Origin of the sequence: Mucilaginibacter myungsuensis (genome assembly GCF_015222005.1) — a bacterium.
Lineage (GTDB): Bacteria > Bacteroidota > Bacteroidia > Sphingobacteriales > Sphingobacteriaceae > Mucilaginibacter > Mucilaginibacter myungsuensis.
In genome coordinates, this window is record NZ_JADFFL010000007.1 from 227,298 (window position 1) to 244,851 (window position 17,554).

At 41.3% G+C, this 17,554-nt stretch carries 16 protein-coding genes, 1 tRNA gene and 1 pseudogene; 9 read left to right on the plus strand and 9 right to left on the minus strand.

Annotated features, from left to right (window positions below):
* Positions 1-29: 29 nt before the first annotated feature.
* The 5 genes and pseudogenes from IRJ16_RS22950 to IRJ16_RS17820 all read right to left on the minus strand — a co-directional run.
* Positions 30-329, minus strand: a pseudogene (locus IRJ16_RS22950) (CatB-related O-acetyltransferase); the annotation flags it as partial.
* Between the two features lie 440 nt (positions 330-769).
* Complete coding sequence (locus IRJ16_RS17805; protein WP_194112989.1) at positions 770-1,684, minus strand: nucleotide-diphospho-sugar transferase; 915 nt, start codon at positions 1,682-1,684, stop codon at positions 770-772.
* A 14-nt stretch (positions 1,685-1,698) separates the two neighbouring features.
* Positions 1,699-2,997: a flippase gene (locus tag IRJ16_RS17810; RefSeq protein WP_194112990.1), complete on the minus strand. Its 1,299-nt coding sequence runs from the start codon at positions 2,995-2,997 to the stop codon at positions 1,699-1,701.
* A gap of 115 nt (positions 2,998-3,112) precedes the next feature.
* Positions 3,113-4,168, minus strand: coding sequence for a GumC domain-containing protein (locus IRJ16_RS17815; protein WP_194112991.1), 1,056 nt, complete (start codon positions 4,166-4,168; stop codon positions 3,113-3,115).
* 2 nt (positions 4,169-4,170) lie between these two features.
* Positions 4,171-6,621 (minus strand): polysaccharide biosynthesis/export family protein, encoded by a 2,451-nt coding sequence (locus tag IRJ16_RS17820; RefSeq protein ID WP_194112992.1) that lies wholly within the window; start codon positions 6,619-6,621, stop codon positions 4,171-4,173.
* A gap of 807 nt (positions 6,622-7,428) precedes the next feature.
* On the opposite strand from IRJ16_RS17820, the gene IRJ16_RS17825 reads away from it, so the two are divergent.
* On the plus strand, positions 7,429-8,196 hold the full coding sequence (locus tag IRJ16_RS17825) for a sugar transferase (protein ID WP_228080285.1): 768 nt from the start codon (positions 7,429-7,431) through the stop codon (positions 8,194-8,196).
* Between the two features lie 1,260 nt (positions 8,197-9,456).
* On the opposite strand, the gene IRJ16_RS22955 is transcribed toward IRJ16_RS17825, so the two are convergent.
* The 4 genes from IRJ16_RS22955 to IRJ16_RS17835 form a co-directional block, all read right to left on the minus strand.
* The gene (locus tag IRJ16_RS22955) at positions 9,457-9,699 is read right to left on the minus strand and encodes an integrase core domain-containing protein (RefSeq protein ID WP_228080287.1); all 243 of its coding nucleotides are present in this window, start codon (positions 9,697-9,699) and stop codon (positions 9,457-9,459) included.
* A gap of 29 nt (positions 9,700-9,728) precedes the next feature.
* Entirely contained in the window at positions 9,729-10,040 is a 312-nt protein-coding gene (locus IRJ16_RS22960; protein WP_290246117.1) for a DDE-type integrase/transposase/recombinase, read from the minus strand.
* Between the two features lie 143 nt (positions 10,041-10,183).
* A complete protein-coding gene (locus tag IRJ16_RS22965) occupies positions 10,184-10,456 on the minus strand; it encodes a transposase (RefSeq protein ID WP_228080289.1) in 273 nt (90 codons plus the stop codon).
* Positions 10,457-10,856: 400 nt separating this feature from the next.
* Positions 10,857-10,929, minus strand: a tRNA-Lys gene (locus IRJ16_RS17835).
* A gap of 222 nt (positions 10,930-11,151) precedes the next feature.
* Between IRJ16_RS17835 and IRJ16_RS17840 the strand changes: the two genes are divergently transcribed.
* From IRJ16_RS17840 to IRJ16_RS17875, 8 genes are all read left to right on the plus strand, one after another.
* Complete coding sequence (locus IRJ16_RS17840) at positions 11,152-11,868, plus strand: HAD family hydrolase (RefSeq protein WP_194112993.1); 717 nt, start codon at positions 11,152-11,154, stop codon at positions 11,866-11,868.
* Positions 11,840-12,685: a phosphoribosyltransferase family protein gene (locus tag IRJ16_RS17845; protein WP_194112994.1), complete on the plus strand. Its 846-nt coding sequence runs from the start codon at positions 11,840-11,842 to the stop codon at positions 12,683-12,685. Before IRJ16_RS17840 ends, IRJ16_RS17845 begins: the two co-directional genes overlap by 29 nt.
* Positions 12,675-13,229, plus strand: a complete 555-nt coding sequence (locus IRJ16_RS17850; protein WP_194112995.1) for a TerD family protein — start codon at positions 12,675-12,677, stop codon at positions 13,227-13,229. The genes IRJ16_RS17845 and IRJ16_RS17850 overlap by 11 nt, the downstream gene beginning before the upstream one ends.
* A gap of 8 nt (positions 13,230-13,237) precedes the next feature.
* Positions 13,238-13,852, plus strand: coding sequence for a TerD family protein (locus IRJ16_RS17855; protein ID WP_194112996.1), 615 nt, complete (start codon positions 13,238-13,240; stop codon positions 13,850-13,852).
* Between the two features lie 22 nt (positions 13,853-13,874).
* Positions 13,875-15,074, plus strand: coding sequence for a toxic anion resistance protein (locus tag IRJ16_RS17860; protein ID WP_228080291.1), 1,200 nt, complete (start codon positions 13,875-13,877; stop codon positions 15,072-15,074).
* A gap of 72 nt (positions 15,075-15,146) precedes the next feature.
* Positions 15,147-16,046 carry a hypothetical protein gene (locus IRJ16_RS17865; RefSeq protein WP_228080293.1) on the plus strand — a complete coding sequence of 300 codons (900 nt, stop codon included), beginning with the start codon at positions 15,147-15,149 and terminating at the stop codon, positions 16,044-16,046.
* A gap of 31 nt (positions 16,047-16,077) precedes the next feature.
* Entirely contained in the window at positions 16,078-16,902 is an 825-nt protein-coding gene (locus IRJ16_RS17870; RefSeq protein WP_194112998.1) for a TerC family protein, read from the plus strand.
* 114 nt (positions 16,903-17,016) lie between these two features.
* The gene (locus tag IRJ16_RS17875; RefSeq protein WP_194112999.1) at positions 17,017-17,481 is read left to right on the plus strand and encodes a phosphatidylglycerophosphatase A family protein; all 465 of its coding nucleotides are present in this window, start codon (positions 17,017-17,019) and stop codon (positions 17,479-17,481) included.
* Positions 17,482-17,554: the final 73 nt, after the last annotated feature.

The following is a 17,554-nucleotide window of genomic DNA, read 5'->3' on the forward strand; positions in this document are numbered from 1 at the left end:
CATTTTAGATAATCTAATATCACAGTGTTTTAATCGACATCTTGTTTTAGAAACCGTTCAATATCTCTGAAGTTGTCGATATTTTTTTTTATCCATGCTTCATCTTTGTCCCACCACTCTATCTCATTTAATTTCATGATTAAATTTTCGTCAAATCTCTTTTTTATTAATTTTGCGGGAACTCCGCCTACTATTTCGTAATCGCCTACATCTTTCGTAACTACCGAATTCGCCGCAATGACAGCACCGTTGCCAATGGTTACCCCGTCCATGATAATGGCATTGGATCCTATCCAAACATCATTTCCGATTGAAACCGTGTCATATGCTTTAAAATGATTATCGGAGATAAAGTTACCCATCAAATTTGATTGTGCATTAAATGTAGAGGGATGAGTACTAACGAAATTTAGAGGGTGCTTTCCTGGCGCTACTCGCACGGCCGGCCCAATAGAACAAAATTTACCTATATTCAAGTGATCTAAACTACAATGATCAGCAACGTAGGTGTGATCTCCCATAAAAGAGTTGCTTAAAACTGTTTTTGGTCCAATATAATTGTACCTTCCAAAATGTGTATTTGAAACCTGAGCCAAATACCCTATTCGTAAATGTGAACCCCAATATTTCAACTGATATCTTGACTTCATTGTCATCCATCGAAAATATTGTGTTATCGGGTTTGCTAAGAAACCTCTATCATAAAATTTATTCATCTGGAAATATATGTTGTAAAGTCAAGCTGTTGCGCCTTCATAAAAAGTTCTTTTTATTTATCACTACCCCTGAACTTTGTTTTCAAACCGTCAAAAAATCTAATCAGCCTCGACACTGGGCCCATATCACGAAACGAAAGAATTTCAGCATGCCATCTGTCCGCTTTCAAATTTCTTTCAAACTCGGCAGGATGGCTTGTTATGGTCAAAGGATATGTTTTCAGATTCTCTATAAAATGTGAAGAATTAGTGTGAGTTCCGTTAGATGAAAACCCAGTATTTTTAACAAGATTGAATTTAGGCATAACAGTTAAGCCGTTATTTTTCCAACAGGTAAATATCCACTGATAATCCCATGTATCAATTCTTCCCTTCTGCACTTTTTTAAACTGCTTATCCCAGTATTTTCTTTCAAACTTATCAGTTAAAAATCCATTGTAATCCCAGCTGCTAGTATATTCTTTCAAACTGAAATCATATTTTAGCCAAGCTCTTCGCCAAGTTGCCCAACCCCAAATTTGACAAGCATATGAAAAATAATAGGAATGCTCAGAAACTTCGCTTAATTGAAAATTGTTGCCCGAAATATGCATAACTCTTTCATCATCATCATATTTCTCTAAAAGGTCTTCGCAAAACTTAAAAAAACTTTCATTTGCAACGCAGTCGTCCTCTAATATGATCCCTCGTTCGACATTTTCAAAAAACCACGTTATTGCCCCGGAAACACCTTTGCCGCACCCATAATTATCGTTCCTGAATAATGTATGGACCTCACATTTCCAATCGATCTGTTCTAAGATATAGGCGCGGATATCATTGATAAGTTTTGCCTCGCCAGCCTTATTTCTCCTTGGTCCGTCAGATGCAACAAAAAGCTTTTCAGGGCGGTAGCCCCTTATCGCTTGTATCGTTGCCGCTAACGTGTCAAGCCTGTTGAATGTCAATAATAATACAGGTTCTTTCATCTTGTGGGCAAATGTTATTTTATAAAAAACAATATCGATCTGCTTTGGAGGTAAAAAATATGCCTCGTGGATCTTTGGAAAGCAAAGTAAAGATATGACGCAAAAAACTGTGATATCAATGTGGCTATTGCTGCTCCATTTATACCATATCTCGGTATAAACAAAAAATTCAATATTATGTTGATACTAAGACCCAGTACAGATTTTTTGAAGTTATGAATGTTTAAATTCTCTATCACGAGTATATTATTTACCCCAACGCCCCAAAAAACGAACACACCTGTCCATATACTGATATTTAATGCAAAGGCAGCTTCCTTATAAACTTGACCGAAAAGCATGGTAACTATCTCAACGGAAAAGAAATTGACCACTAATGCGATCGAAAAACTTATAAAAAATAGGACTTTCAGTAAAAAGGAAACCAACTTATAGTAACGTTCTTTATCATCATATAAATTCACAAGCCGAGGATACAATGTGGATGTTAAGATCATCGGTATGAAATACCATAATTCGGTGACCCTAACCGATACAGAGTATTCACCCACTGCATTATGCCCGGCAAAATTATCAATCATGATCTGGTCGACACGCATGTAAAGAAGAACAATTATACTTGATAAAATAAGTGGCCAACATTCTTTAAGCAATCCTATGATCAGATCATACTTGATCCGCCACTGCATAACGTTCTTGATTCCATAAAACATGATAAGACCAAGCAGCCCTAAAAAGTTTTCCGATACGATAGCGATAACAATGATGGTCAAACTAAAGCCTTTAATGATGAGAATAGATTTAAGGGCCGATGCAATCATGAAAGCGGTATTTTTTGCGATGACGGTCTTTTTGGATTGCAAGTTCGCTTGGAACTCATAGTCAATGACGTCGAAGCAAGAAAAGATCGGCGACAACGAAACGATCAGCGTGATGATCAACAGCGTTCTGTCGCTATCAGTGATCGCTACGTAGGAACAACATATGCCCAGCGCGATCATCCCTCCTACAGTACGCAGGAAAAAGGCTGTCCCTAAAAAACGAAATTTGGAACTTGGATCATCTATGATCTTTTTAATAATGACTTGATCCAACCCCAAGGTGGATAATGCACTCATCAAAGCGACCAATGCCGCGGCATAATTGAGTTTACCGAACGATAATGGCCCCAAATATCTGGCTACCCAAACGCCAACTATCAAACCTACCCCTAACCGTAAAAAGCGGTCAAAAAATAACCAGAACGCATTAATTGCCAACCTTTTTATATCAGTGATGGATCTTAATTTTTTATACAGGTTAGCAATGATCATATGTCAGATTTCCGACGTTCAAATCCCTAAAGATCGTGAATGGTTGTCCAATCGAAATGGATTGAAAGTTTATTGTATATATAGGGGGCACTTACGCTGAGGATGAGTAGAATCTTTACTGCAGTATCTTTTTATATATCTTCCTCATGATCAAAATGACGGAGGTAAATATAGCAGTCAGAAAAAAACACACGATCGGATATTTAACTTTACCTGGCTTATCGACCGGAAGCGGAAATACCGGCTCGTCTAACACCTGTATCAATGGTGTTTCTTGCAAAAGCGAAACTTTGGATATTTCCAAATTCTTTACTATTTCACTATATATCGCCGAACTTGCTTGTACATCTATTTGCTTTCGTTGAGAAGGCACACGCAAGACCGTGAGATTAGGATTTGCGTTAGGAGCTGCGTCTATCGACGATGCCACTCCACTGAGGGATAAATTTAGCAAGGCTCGAACGCTGTCTTTTTGATGTTCAAGTATTTTGACATTTATTTCAGATTTCTTTGTTTTAGTCTGAACATAAAAATCATTAACGTTTTTCACTAACCTGTCAACAAAAACTTTTGAGAAATTTTCATTTTTTGAGGTAAAATCGACCTTGATAATATTTAACTTCTTATCCGGCTTACTCACCACAAGCGCTGTCCTGTTGATCGTATTGACGATATCGGTAATGACACTGTCGTGAAGCCGATCCAGATCGCCGCCAGAAAAAGTTATTGCTCTAAGTTTAGTGTCCGATCCCCATTTCTCTTTGAGCTTGTTGAATTCGATATATCTGTCTATCAAAAGCTGCCTTCCCCTACCGCTATCTCCCATCTTGCTTAATAGCGTTTTTGCGATCATCAAGCGGGACCTGTATAATTCCAATATATTATCTCCTTGGAATACACTTCCACCACCACCCAGATCGATCCCGGCTATAGAAGCCAATCCAGCGTATTGTGCTAATCCCCCAGCTTTACCACCGTCTTCTAAAACAAAAGTGCAAGTAGCTACATATCTCGGTTTTTTTAATAGGGCATACGTGAGGCCCAATGCTCCACCACAGAGGGATAACAATAAAATAAATGTCAATTTGGTCATTAAATATCTGATGCCTGACTTTATCTGATTGATCAGATCTTTAACAGATATTCCTTCTTCCGGACCCGCACTATTCATATCTATTTGCTCAAAGTAATGATCCCTAATATAACTGCGCCCAATGATGCGACGCTGGCTGCCAAGCCCACTGTTTCCTGCGTTGTCAATCCCTTTTTATCAGATTTTCTTGGCACGTATACTACACTACCTGGCCGTATGGATGGGTGGATGATGAAAAATAAAAATCTGCGGCTACCTTTCACCGTACCATTAGGGTATAGTACGTAAGCGCCCCGCTTTAACGCTTTCGTGGAATAGCCCCCGGCGTTGATAATATAATCTTTTAAAGTATTTCCGTTCGAATATACCACCGCGCTTGGATAAAGAACTTCGCCATCTACACGAACTATCTGCTGCTCTTTGGGTATACTGATCTCGTCGTCGTTCTCAACCAAAAGATCCAACTTACTTCCCGGTTTTTCCAGTATCTTTTTAAGATCTATACCTACAAAATCATTTCTTGGAGCTATTGGGTTAGCGGTAGAATCCTGATAAGCACGCTTGACCCTGTTGATCCGGTCGGCCCTATCCTGTTCGATAGCGGTAGCATCCACTTTGTCCCCATCCACACCTAAAATAGCAAGATTGGATCGTTTTAACGATGCGCCTTCTACATCTGCAGATGCTGTCAGCCCTCCCGCTCGTTTCACAATATCCGATATTTTCTCATTCTTTTTTTCAATGATATAAAAACCAGGATAAACCACCTCACCACCGATCTTTACGCTACGCTGCCTCTCGTATCCAGGCGATGCATAGACCGAAACGATATCATAGGGCTGCAGTTTAAAGTTTGTTGAACCGGGTTTAAGCTGCTCATCAACATTTATAGTGAAAACTTCGGCTACAGGGCTCGTCAACGAAGCTGGATCGCTATTTGAAACGCGCCTGGCGACCTGCAGTCTTTTAGCATTCCCACCTTCCGTAAAACCACCTGCTTTCAATATTAGGTCCTCGACATTCATGTTTTCTGCAAAGGAGAACTCACCAGGGTGCCTGACCTCTCCCTTGACCATCACGGTATAATTATCATGGAGATCAAATATAGATGGGATATTAACGATATCTTCCCGCTTTAACAAGATATCGGGGTCAGTTCCGTCAAGTATGTTCTTAGTGTTAAATGGTATCGATTCAATAGTATTATCCGGTTTCAAACGGGTGATAAAACCGCGGGACATGTAAGCGTCCTCTTTTACTCCAGAAGCTTTGGTGATCAATCCGGTCAGTGTCAAACCTTTACTTAACTCGAAATATCCTGATCGAAAAACGGCACCGTCTATTTTAACACGATTCTCATATCTTTCTAAAATTGCGTCGACCTCATAACGGTCACCTCGCAAGGGTATATAATTTGAATAATCATTTTCTGATATATCTGTGATCTTACGCTCTTGACCGCTTATTTGATAAACTTTGATCTTATCCGTATAAGCCAGGTCGCTAAAACCACTGGCAAACCTAATAACGTCCTGCAAGTTCTCACCAGGCAAGACCTCGAATATCGCTGGGACTTTAACCTGACCACTCATTTCGACCCGGACCCTATAAGTGGGTACCCGTATAATATCCTGATCCTTTAATCCGATGTTACCTAATTGGCTGCCTTTTAAAAGAAAATCATAAATATCAAGACGCCCCACTATTTTATTATTCCTAATTACCTCGATATTTCGAAAAGATCCAATATCGTTAGGGCCACCGGCTGCTACCAAGGCATTAAATACCGTGGCTAAAGACGGTACTGTAATGGTGCCGGGTTTAGCGACTTGTCCGTTAACTATAACTTTGATACTCCGAATGTTCCCGAGTGATATCTGTACGTTCGTACCTCTGCCAATGGCATAATTTCCAGCAGATAAACGCCGTTTGATTTCTATGGTCGCTTGCTCAATTGTTTTACCGCTGACGTTCAACAAGCCGATGCCAGGTATGTTGATGTTCCCTTCGGGAGAAATAACCAATTTCCAGTTCACTAACGAGTTGCCATAAATATTTATATTAAGTTCATCATCAGGTCCTAATATGTAGTTTATCGGTGTGGCAATACGCAAATTAGGCTCAAAACTTGTATTGCCATTCTTGAAAAGATCAGCACCGAATATTTTTGATGGCACTTGGATAGCAGGCCCATTAATTGGCTCAGTATCCTTTACAACCCGTCCCGATGATGGTTCGTCCGGGTTTGGCGAGTTGTTTACCTTTAGAGCAGAGATACGTTCCCGGAACCGGTCTATCTGTTCTTTAGAAAGGCCTTGGTCTTTCACACGTTGAAGAATTTGATCGTCGCTCATACCGGCAACTCGGGCTTGTTGCAACCATTTATTTAACTCAGCATCTGAATAGCTTTCGATACCTGCTCCTGAAAATGTTTGAGCAAAGGCGGATGTGATTCTGATCACAGAGAAAGAAATAAAAAAAATCAGAAAGACATATTTCGCTACGACATTATTGGTATTCTTTTCTGCCATGAAAGCCTTGAAATTACTTTTATATACTTTGTTAACCTGTTAATTAATGCACCATGAATTTCTTAGATTATTGATCGTTAAAATGATCGTATAAAGCCTAAGATAGTTCGAACTGTTCAAAAAAAGCTATGTTTCGCCCTTTGATTCGCCGTTCCGATCCGATATCCGGATCAAGCATAATTCTAATACTAAATTTCATCAGTCTAAATCTTTTCAATCGTTTAAGATGCCAGGGCAAATCCAGTTTTTTTTGAATGACAAATATACACCTTTTTTTATTGTGAGACTTCATCCGCCCACCCCAAATTACAAAGTAGTACAACTGTTGGGATGATCTTTATAAACAGCACCAATATGATAAAGCCATTTAAATAACAATATATCAAAGCTATAATTAACTAAATGGTCTAAAGATTTCGCTAAGTATATTTAGAAAAAAGATTTCGTTCTAAATTAAATATCGGCGCGGTGTCGCATTTATTAAAAGTAAAAAACAATTAATAATCAACGTTGTTGCGTTAAATATCATGAGAACTTTAGCCATTTTGAAAGGAAAATTATGTTAGACAAACATTTTAAGCCATTGATCAAAACATCGAAAATCTTACAACATAACACACTAAACCATTAATTATTAGCACATTGAAAAGATTTTGAGGTTATTAATAAAATTATCGTAAATTTGAAACTGAAATTAACTTGTTATATAAATCTAACTTCTACATTGTCCGAAGTCTTCAATACTTCAGTTTAGGATAAATGGCGTTTTAATTCATAAGAAATTTTATTACAAAATCTACCCGAACATTGAATACATCACTATCTACCCACTCGTTAATAGCATTACCAAATAGTGCCGGTACTTTCGACGGTCAAAATGCGTGCGAGATGAATCGTCATCTCGTGAAACTTGAAGCCCCCCCTGCAGGTTGTAATGAAGAGGTTCCGTTAGCAAAAATCGCTCACTTAACTCCTCAATTTATTTATAAAAAAAAAATCCAAAGAAAAAAAAGGGCATTTGATATATGTTTTTCGCTCATTATCATGACTTTGGGCTCACCATTTTTTTTTCTGATATTTATCATAACGAAATTGTCATCACCCGGTCCCATTTTTTTCAAGCAAGTCAGGCTAGGCGAAAATTGCCGTACATTCCATATTTATAAATTTAGAAGTATGTATTGTGATGCCGAGGTTGCTGGCCCGCAACTATCTCGAGCAGGCGACCCAAGAATAACGAAGTGGGGTAGGATCATCCGTAAAACACGCTTGGACGAATTACCGCAATTTTGGAATGTGCTTAAAGGAGAAATGTCAATTGTCGGCCCCCGACCGGAGCGCGAGCATTTCGCCCGACAAATATTAGAACTAAGACCAGATTACATCACGGTCCAAAAATTAAGGCCGGGCATTACCTCATTAGGTCAGGTAAATTTTGGCTACGCCGAAAATGTGGGCCAAATGTGTGAGCGGTTGGATCATGACCTTTTGTATGTAAAAAAACTAAGTTTAAGGACAGATCTTATCGTGATCGCAAAAACTGTCGGTGTTATGATAAAAGGCAGAGGGAAGTAATTATAATATGATTGATAGACCATGTTAGTAATTTTGTTTTTGCGCTTATCAATAATAGGACATTTGTCAAGGAGCGATATTGCCTAAGAACTAATTTATTAAATTTTGGATCGATCATATCGACTGCAAAGCAGATTGACAGTGCAGACAATATCCTACTTTGTGGCCTGATCATTTAAATAAAAACAACAATCCTATTATGCCATTTTAAATGGCTTATGATTCTCTTGAAAAGCGTTATAAGTTTGATTGATGGAAAAGTTTCTAACCAAAAAGTGGCCGATGGATGGTCACAAGATATAGATTATTGTTCCTGCGGTGCCAGAACCGAAGATAGAAGCGTATCCGTCGTAATTTTTTTCAACGGACATTTTTGTTTTTCCTTCCTCTGAAACGTTATAAATGTTTACGTTGCTTCCGCAAGAAATGGGTTATAGGTAGCTAATATTTTGTATTTGTTAAAGTCATGAGTTATCTTTAAACAGATATTTTTACGTTAATGAAACCCATCTTATAACAGATATTAGGTGTTGAAGTATCTCTATGTATCAGCAATAAATTTTCCTTTTCCGTTATCAACTCATAAGATTCGAACAGTAACAATCTTCTTTGATATTTTTAATCAGGATGTTTTAATATACTCCACTTTAGCATTTAAGTTGTTGCAGTGATTCGTCATGGCCAAGAGATCAGCTGTAATTCGGGAAATCGCTATATCATGGTTAATCAGCAATCAATCTTATTAGGAATAAAGATAATTTTAGCTTAATTCGACTGTGTAAAGTACAGATGCTTCTAAATTATGCAAATATTTGGTGGTTTTAGGCGCTATTCGGGCTTTATACGAAAAAGTCCCATTGTTTTTTATCCACTCTCGTTTCAGCTTCCAAATGATTATTAGCCTGGCCTCAGCGCCATCTGGCTACGATTCAGGTCGTCAAAATTGATCAGGCAGAATTTCGGCGACACCGTATAGCTCCATCTATACTGTTATAATTTATTATAGGTGATTTTATTTAAATCATCGAATTTGGGATCTTAAAGATCGCAAGAATGATAGCTCAGAAAACCTATGGGTGTTCGACAATACCGGTCAATTTGAACTATTTTATTTTTTTTCAAATGAACCTTGATCGCGAAAGCAACGCCCGTCTGTTGCGCAGAAACAGCGGGCGAACCGGGGTATAGATGCTAATCCTCGTGTAACCCTCCCTAAGTTCGGACTGGTGTTTTATAGACTTATTTAATTCAAAAATATAATTATTGTTGTTGGAACTGTGGGGATGTTGGAAACTCGCCAGAGTTTTCAATATCTCCACAGCTTAGCCGCTTGTACAGGTCTGGCGTTATACCTCCCAGTGCTTCATGCGGCCTGCTGTAATTGTGATCTTCCATCCATTCATCGGCTAATACCTGTACCTGGTTAATGTCCTCAAATAGATAAGCATCCAAGAGGTTTTCCCTGAAAGTTCTGTTGAAGCGTTCGATGTAGCCGTTTTGCATTGGCTTTCCCGGCTGCGTAAATTGCACAGTTATACCCTGCTTTCACACCAATCCTTAAATTCTTTGCTGTTAAACTCCGGCCCGTTATCCACTCTGATACAGTTTGGTTTACCCTGCTCATGAATAGTTCGCTCCAAGATCTGAGTTACCCGCACGGCTGGTATAGTATAGGCAGCTTCCACGGCAATAGCTTCCATGTTATAGTCATCGATAATATTCAGCGTTCGGAACCTTCTCTTGTTCATCAGCACATCGCACATAAAATCCATAGACCAGGTATCTCCAGCCTGCTCAGGCACGACCAATGGCACTTTAACACGTGCAGGCACGCGTCTGCGCACCTTTCGGCGGCGGTTCGTGCCCAGCAGCAGCTAAATCCGCCTGACACGTTTATAATTCCACTGCAGACCTTGCTGGCGGATGCGGCTGTAATACAAATCCTGACCCTCGGTCGGATGCCGTTCAGATAGCTCAAGCAGCTTATCTATGGTCTCTGAATCATCGCGAACGTTCTTGTAATTAAACATGGCTCTACGGCCAATTCCGCATACATATGCTTCAGTTTGCGGTTCTCTTCCTCCAACTCTTTCAGCCGATTCAGTTCCTGGCTATCCATGCCGGCATACTTCTTTCGCCAGTTGTAAAATGTGGATTTGTGAATGCCCAGTTCGCGGCATACATCATTGAGCTCACGGCCACCTTCATATTCCTTGATGGCCTTTACGATCTGTGCTTCGGTAATAATAGAGTTCTTCATCGTTTGACTGTTTAAAGTTAAGACTTTTCGTCCTTTAAGCAGTCCGATTTTTAGGAGGGGTTACAGCTGAATGTAGAACGTTTGCGCATGATGACAAAAGGCAATCGAAACGTTTTGAAAAAATCAGCTCTACAGGTAGGAAGAATCTGAGAAAGCGTCGACACAATAACAAGTAAGGAAAGTCCCAAAGGGACTTTTTTAAATTTAAAAGTGCGCCATTAAATGCGCCAAGAGTGCGCCATATTTCGACCACTGATTTAAGCAATAACCTCTTGAAAATCTCGCAAAAAATGCTTACATTTATTTAAGAATTTTTCACACGACATGAGAAACGCCCTTTTTAAGCTCATATAGACACAAAAAAGCCCTTAGCATAAAAATACTAAAGGCGTTTTTTAAGTGACCCGGGAGGGGTTCGAACCCTCGACCCAATGATTAAGAGTCATTTGCTCTACCGGCTGAGCTACCAAGTCATTTTGATTTTTGGTGGGTTGCAAATATAGTTCAAAGTTTGCGAAAGTGCATAGTTTTTTTCAGATGTTGGTCATATCTTGCCTTTCCAAAATATTTCTTCTACTTTACGGCGTCAAATAAACTTAACATTAAATATACACCTAAACCTGTAACATTGTTAACCGTCCGCAATCTCAATATAAAATTGCCGCGCCGGTATAACATCTACCCAAGCAAACAACATGGCCATTTATAAACACTATTCGTTCGACCTGTGGCTGACCTTGATTAAGTCGAACCCGCTTTTTAAGCAGGAACGAGCGAGGATATTTCACGAAGGGTTCAATACTCAGGGAAAATCGCTGGAGGAAGTTCAGTATACATTCCGTCAGGTTGACCTTATGGTGAACAGTATTAATGAGACCACAGGAAAAAATATCGACGCTGACGAAATGTACCTGATGGTGATCAGTCAGATCAACGATGGTAAGATCAACCTGCACGACATTGATGTTGATGCCTTATACAGCAATATGGAAGATCTGATCTTTCAGCACATGCCGGTGATCTATTGCGATCAAACTGCCGATACCTTGGCTTATTTAAAAGACGCCGATCGCACGGTAAATCTTTTAAGCAATACCGGCTTCATCAAAGGCTCTACGCTACGTAAGGTGTTGAATCATTTGAATATCGACCGACATTTTGATTTCCTGTTATTTTCAGACGAGGCAGGTCTATCCAAACCTAACCCGGCATTCTTTCAGTTGATGCTGGATGAGGTGGCCAAATTACGTGCTATCGATCCGCAACACATTATCCACGTTGGCGATAACCCACGGGCCGACGTTTGGGGTGCCGACATGGTTGGCATCAAAAGTTTGCTGGTCAACTCAAACAATACATCAATTACTACCTTAAAACAAACACATGCTGCACAAAACCTATTCACTGCATAAGATACACACGGCTTTCGATTTTGCGTTTGATGCCGGCGAGTATAGTCGTTTCAAATTCGGCGATGGTAATATCGCGGCGGATTTCGGTACGTCACTGGCCGAGGGATTTATCAGCGATGTGCTGACCAAAACGGCTGTTGATCAACAGATAGTGGTGATATCCAGCCCCTACTCGTTTATCCCGACGGCTACTTATGCCATGAAAGACCATTTTGTGTTCAGGCTTAACCGCTGGCTGGCCGAGCATCATCTGCCGGTGGTGCAAGAGACCAAGGTACACCGCACCATCACTTATAAAGAAGATTACGGCGCATTATCTGCCGAGCAGCGTATGCAGTTGATCGGTAACGACTCATTCCATATCGATGCCGCTTTTCTGAAAGATAAGGTCCTGATCTTTTTGGATGACATCAAGATCACAGGAAGTCATGAGCGGATGATATCAAAAATGATCGGTCAGTATGGTTTGGATAATGATATCTACATGCTGTATTTTGCCGAGCTGGCTAACACCGACATCCATCCAAATATTGAAAATTATCTGAATTATCATGATGTTAATTCTATATTTGACTTGGACGATATCATCAATGGCGGCGATTTCCGCGTGAATACCCGTCTGGTAAAATACATTTTAAACTATGATCACGAACCGTTCTGCCTGTTCATTCAAAGCAAGCAGCGCTGGTTCATCAACCAATTATACAATATGGCTTTGGGCAACAGCTACCACACGATGGAAGCTTACGCGCCGAACCTGAATTACATTAAGAACCACTTATTTAATAACAACCAAGTACTACAATATGGCAATTAACCTTCAAAAAGGCCAGCGCGAAGCTATCTCCGCACCAAAATTCGTTATCGGTTTGGGTTGGGATACCAACGCATCGTCTACCGGTTCGGCATTCGATCTGGACGCTTCTGTTTTTGTAATGGGCGACAACAAAAAACTGGTAACCGACGAATTCTTTGTTTTTTATAACAACTTAAAAACTCCGGATGGCAGCGTAGAACATACCGGCGATAACCTTACCGGCGCCGGCGATGGGGACGACGAGCAGATCAAAATAGACCTGACCACAGCTGATCCGCGTGTTACCGAGATCTGCGTAGTGGTGACCATCCACGAGGCCGAACAACGCCGACAGAACTTTGGCCAGGTACGTAACTCTTTCATTCGCATATTTGACGCGGCAACTAACGAGACCTTGCTGAAATACGAACTGGAAGAGGATTTCTCTATCGAGACCGCCGTTGAATTTGGCCGTATCTACAAACGCAATAACGAATGGAAATTTGAGGCGATCGGCTCGGGTATGAAGGGTGGATTGGCTGATTATCTAAATAAATATAACTAAGAAGCATTATGGCAATTAACTTAGAAAAAGGACAGCGCATTAATCTTGCGAAAAGCGACGGCGCTAAGCTGCAAAATATATGTGTAGGCATCAATTGGGGTGCTATCCAAAAGAAAGGCATGTTCGGTTTTGGCAGCACTACCGAGGCGGTGGACCTTGACGGTAGCTGCGCTTTATTTAGCGAAGATAAACGATTGGAAGAAGTTGTTTACTTCGGTAACCTAAAGAGTAAAAACAATTCCGTTCGCCACAGCGGAGACGACCTTACCGGCGATATCGGCGGCGACGATGGTCTGGATAACGAAGTGATCACAGTAGAACTTTCAAACCTGCCTGCTACCACTACGTATGTGGCTTTTGTACTGAACAGCTTCCGCGGTCAGGATTTCGCGTCCATCCCATTCGCGTCTATCCGTATTTACGAGGGTACGCCTAAACGGGTGAACGAGGTTTTTGCCAAGTACGATATCGCTAACAGCGCAAATTTTGCCGGCCACGTATCCATGGTATTGGGCGTGTTCTACAAAAAGAATGGCGAGTGGAAATTTAACGCGCTTGGCGAGCCTACCCGCGACCGCAAACTTGAAGAGACAGTGCGCACCGTAGCAGCTAATTTTTTATAGCATTACCTAAAACCCTAACAACATGGCAGAGAACACACCAACAGGCGCTAACGATGTGCCTGATTATTTAAAAGATATACCACCATTGCAGGCTATCACTCCGGCACCTGCCGAAGCTCCTGCTCAGGTTGCTGCGCCGATACCTACCGCGCCAACTTCGATGATGAAGGTAGACAAAGAAGGTAACGTAAACCTGCAATTGATCAAACCCGAAGAGGAAAAGAAATATGCCGAGGTAGCTAAAGCGCTTAACCCTGCTGATGCGAACTCGATACTGAACTACGGAGTCGAAGTTCAGGGATCAATGGAGAAATACAGTAACCAGTTCCTTACGTCAGTACGTACCTATAACTCGGGCGAAGTAGGCACTATGATAGCCGACCTGCTGGCCGAGCTAAACTACATTGACGTTGATGAACTGGAGCAAAGCGGCATCAAAGGCTTTTTTATGAAGATACCTTTGCTGCGCGGTTTGGTGATGGATGCTAAAAAGATGTTCGCCAAGTATGATACGGTGATCAGCAATGTAGATCAGATCACTAATAAGATCAAAGCGGGCCGTTTAAACTCGATCAAGGATAACTCATCGCTGCAAACCATGTTCGATAGTAACGTGGAATATATTAAGCAGATGGAAGAACTGATCGTTGCCGGTCAGCTAAAGCTGAACGAGTTGACCATCACCCTTACACAAATGGAACAACGCCCGGCCGACTACAACGACTACGAGATAGCCGACCTGCGCGATTTTGTGAACCGTTTGGATAAACGTTTGGCCGATCTTAAAGTGGTGCGTTTTATTATGATGCAATCGCTGGCGCAGATCCGTATCGTACAAAATAACAATACGTCGATAGCGGAGAAAGCACAATCGATCATCTCTACCACGATCCCGGTTTGGAAGAACCAGCTGACCATTGCGGTAGCCCTGCAACGCCAGAAGGCCAATGTAGAGATGCAGCAAAAGATATCCGACACTACCAACACCATCCTGCTTAAGAACGCCGAGTTGCTAAAAACCAACAGTATCGCGGTAGCTAAAGAGAATGAGAAGACGGTTGTATCTATCGATACATTGAAGAGGACAACCTCATCATTGATAGAGACCTTGAACGAAGTGAAACGCATACACGAAGAAGGTGCACAGAACCGTAAGGTACTGAACACCGAATTGCAAACTTTAGAAACAGAATTAAAGAAAAATGTGACTAATGTTGGCTAATTTTGAATAATGGTTGATGCCGCTAAAGCGATATTAGATAACTCACGAACGATAATAAGCAAGCTACAGTTGATGTCCGTCTTTTTTGGCGATGACGTCATCTACCGCATTTATCTGCGTAGTCAGGTCATCCACCAATTATTTGAAGATAATACCGAGCTGGATATACATAAACTGGAGTTGTTTCACCTCCAGTTTACCCAAACCCTTTTAGATCTGTTGCGCAAGATCAAAAAGAATAACGAGCGGGCCATTATGCTGCTGGCCGATGAGATCCAATTGAATAAAGATCTGATGGTACAGATTCGGAGTACCATCATGTCGGCCGAGAATTACAAGATTGATCAACAGCGGCAGGTGTTAAAGATCAGCACATCGCTGCGCAAGCTGTTCCAGATTCTATCCAACGATACTTCCGAATACCCTTTTGCCAAAAACATCAACTCCTTCAGCGCGCGCTACTCTACCGATTTTTACAACGATGTGCCGCACGAGGTCTTGCTCGACCTGATCAAGTATGAATTGGGCGACGTTTATAGCAACGCTTACGCTATCATCCAGCGCAAGTTAATGGGCGCGGTACAAAAGCATGATTTCAAAATATCCTTTCATTGCGGCCTTAAAGCCGGCGATATGGTGACCGAAGTTTACAAGATCACCGATACTGACAGATATTTTTTATACTTCCCCGCTAAAGACCTATTTTTATTCCTTGATATCAGCAAGATCAACCTTGGCAATGCACCATCAGAGCTATCTAAAAAAGAGGCCTTTATACAGGAATTAGAAGACAAGAACGATCAGTTGAACAGCAGTATCAACATTATGAAGGCGGCCATTCCGCCTGAGGTGAAGAGCCTTTTGGCCGACAATTACAAAAAGCTGAGCGACATTAGCTTTTTGCAAAGCATCAGCGATGTGGACATACAGGCCAACATGCTTAAAACCATGCTGAACACCGACATGATGTAACATTTAACACAACACGCACTCAAAACAACAAATGGATATAATACATTCTTTATTAGGCCCTGATATTAAAGCCGGCCTGCTCATCATCTTAAACTTAGTAGTAATAGAGAGTCTGCTCTCAGTAGATAACGCCGCCGTATTGGCGACCATGGTGTTAGACCTACCGCCCGAACAACGCCCTAAAGCCCTGCGTTACGGTATTATTGGCGCTTACGTATTGCGTGGCGTTTGTTTGCTTTTAGCCGCGTGGCTGGTAAGCTTTTGGTGGTTAAAACCACTTGGCGGCCTGTACCTGCTTTACCTGGCCTTTAGTTATTTTAAAGGCAAGCTAAGCAAAAAGGACAGCGACGACGAAAAAGAAGAAGAAGTTGATAAGAACAAAAGTTGGTTCTATAAAAACACTGTTGGTTTGATCGGTCCGTTCTGGTCGACAATTGTATTGGTCGAGATCATGGACCTTGCCTTCTCTATAGATAACGTTTTTGCCGCTGTTGCATTTACAGACCATATAGGTTTGATCTACATTGGCGTATTCATCGGTATCCTGGCCATGCGTTTTGTGGCCCAGGCCTTTGTAAAGCTGATGGAGAAATTTACCTTTTTAGAGACTATCGCGTTTATAGTGATCGGTGTATTAGGTATCAAATTAAGCTCGTCGCTATTTGTTCATTTTGCGCCGGAGTCGGGGATCTCTAAATTTTTAGAGAGCGAGATAGCCGACATCGCCACATCGATATTTACCGTAAGCATTTTTGTGTTGCCGGTATTAACTTCCATGTTCTTTAACTTCCCTAAGCGCCATGTAATAGAGCCGGGAGTTGCTGAGAAAGCGGAGAAGGTGTTGGATAAGAGTTGATATTTTAAGGCAAAAGGATAAAGGTAAACGGCGAAAGGTTCTTTTGCCGTTCAATAACCACCGTCATTGCGAGGAACGAAGCGATGACGGTACTGAATAGAATTTCAGACTTACATGAATAAACTCATAGCCACCTGGTTTGGCATCGGATACATTAAAGGCGGCGGCACTATAGCCGCCGCTGTTACTTGCGCGCTGATCTGGTACCTTTGGTGGCCAACTAAGGCAGGGCAAAGCCATTGGCTGTTCTTTTTGCTGACCGTGCTGATCACCCTGCTTGGTATTTACGTAGGCGACAAGGTAGAACGCTTTTGGGGCAAGGACAGTTATCGTGTGGTGATCGATGAAGTATCAGGCATGATGGTGACCATGCTATTCGTGCCACACAATTTATGGTTGTTATTAGCAGGCTTTATCCTGTTCCGCTTTTTTGATATGGTTAAGCCGCTTTACATTCGGCGGTTAGAAGCCCTGCCGGGCGGTACAGGGGTAATGATGGATGATGTGTTGGCAGGTTTGTACGGCAACATCGTTTTACAGATCATTATCGTTTGCTTCCCTACGATCTTATTGAAATAAAACCGATTCGAAGGTATCGATAAACAACAAAGGCCACTTATTAGAGCGGCCTTTGCTGTTTATGATATCCATT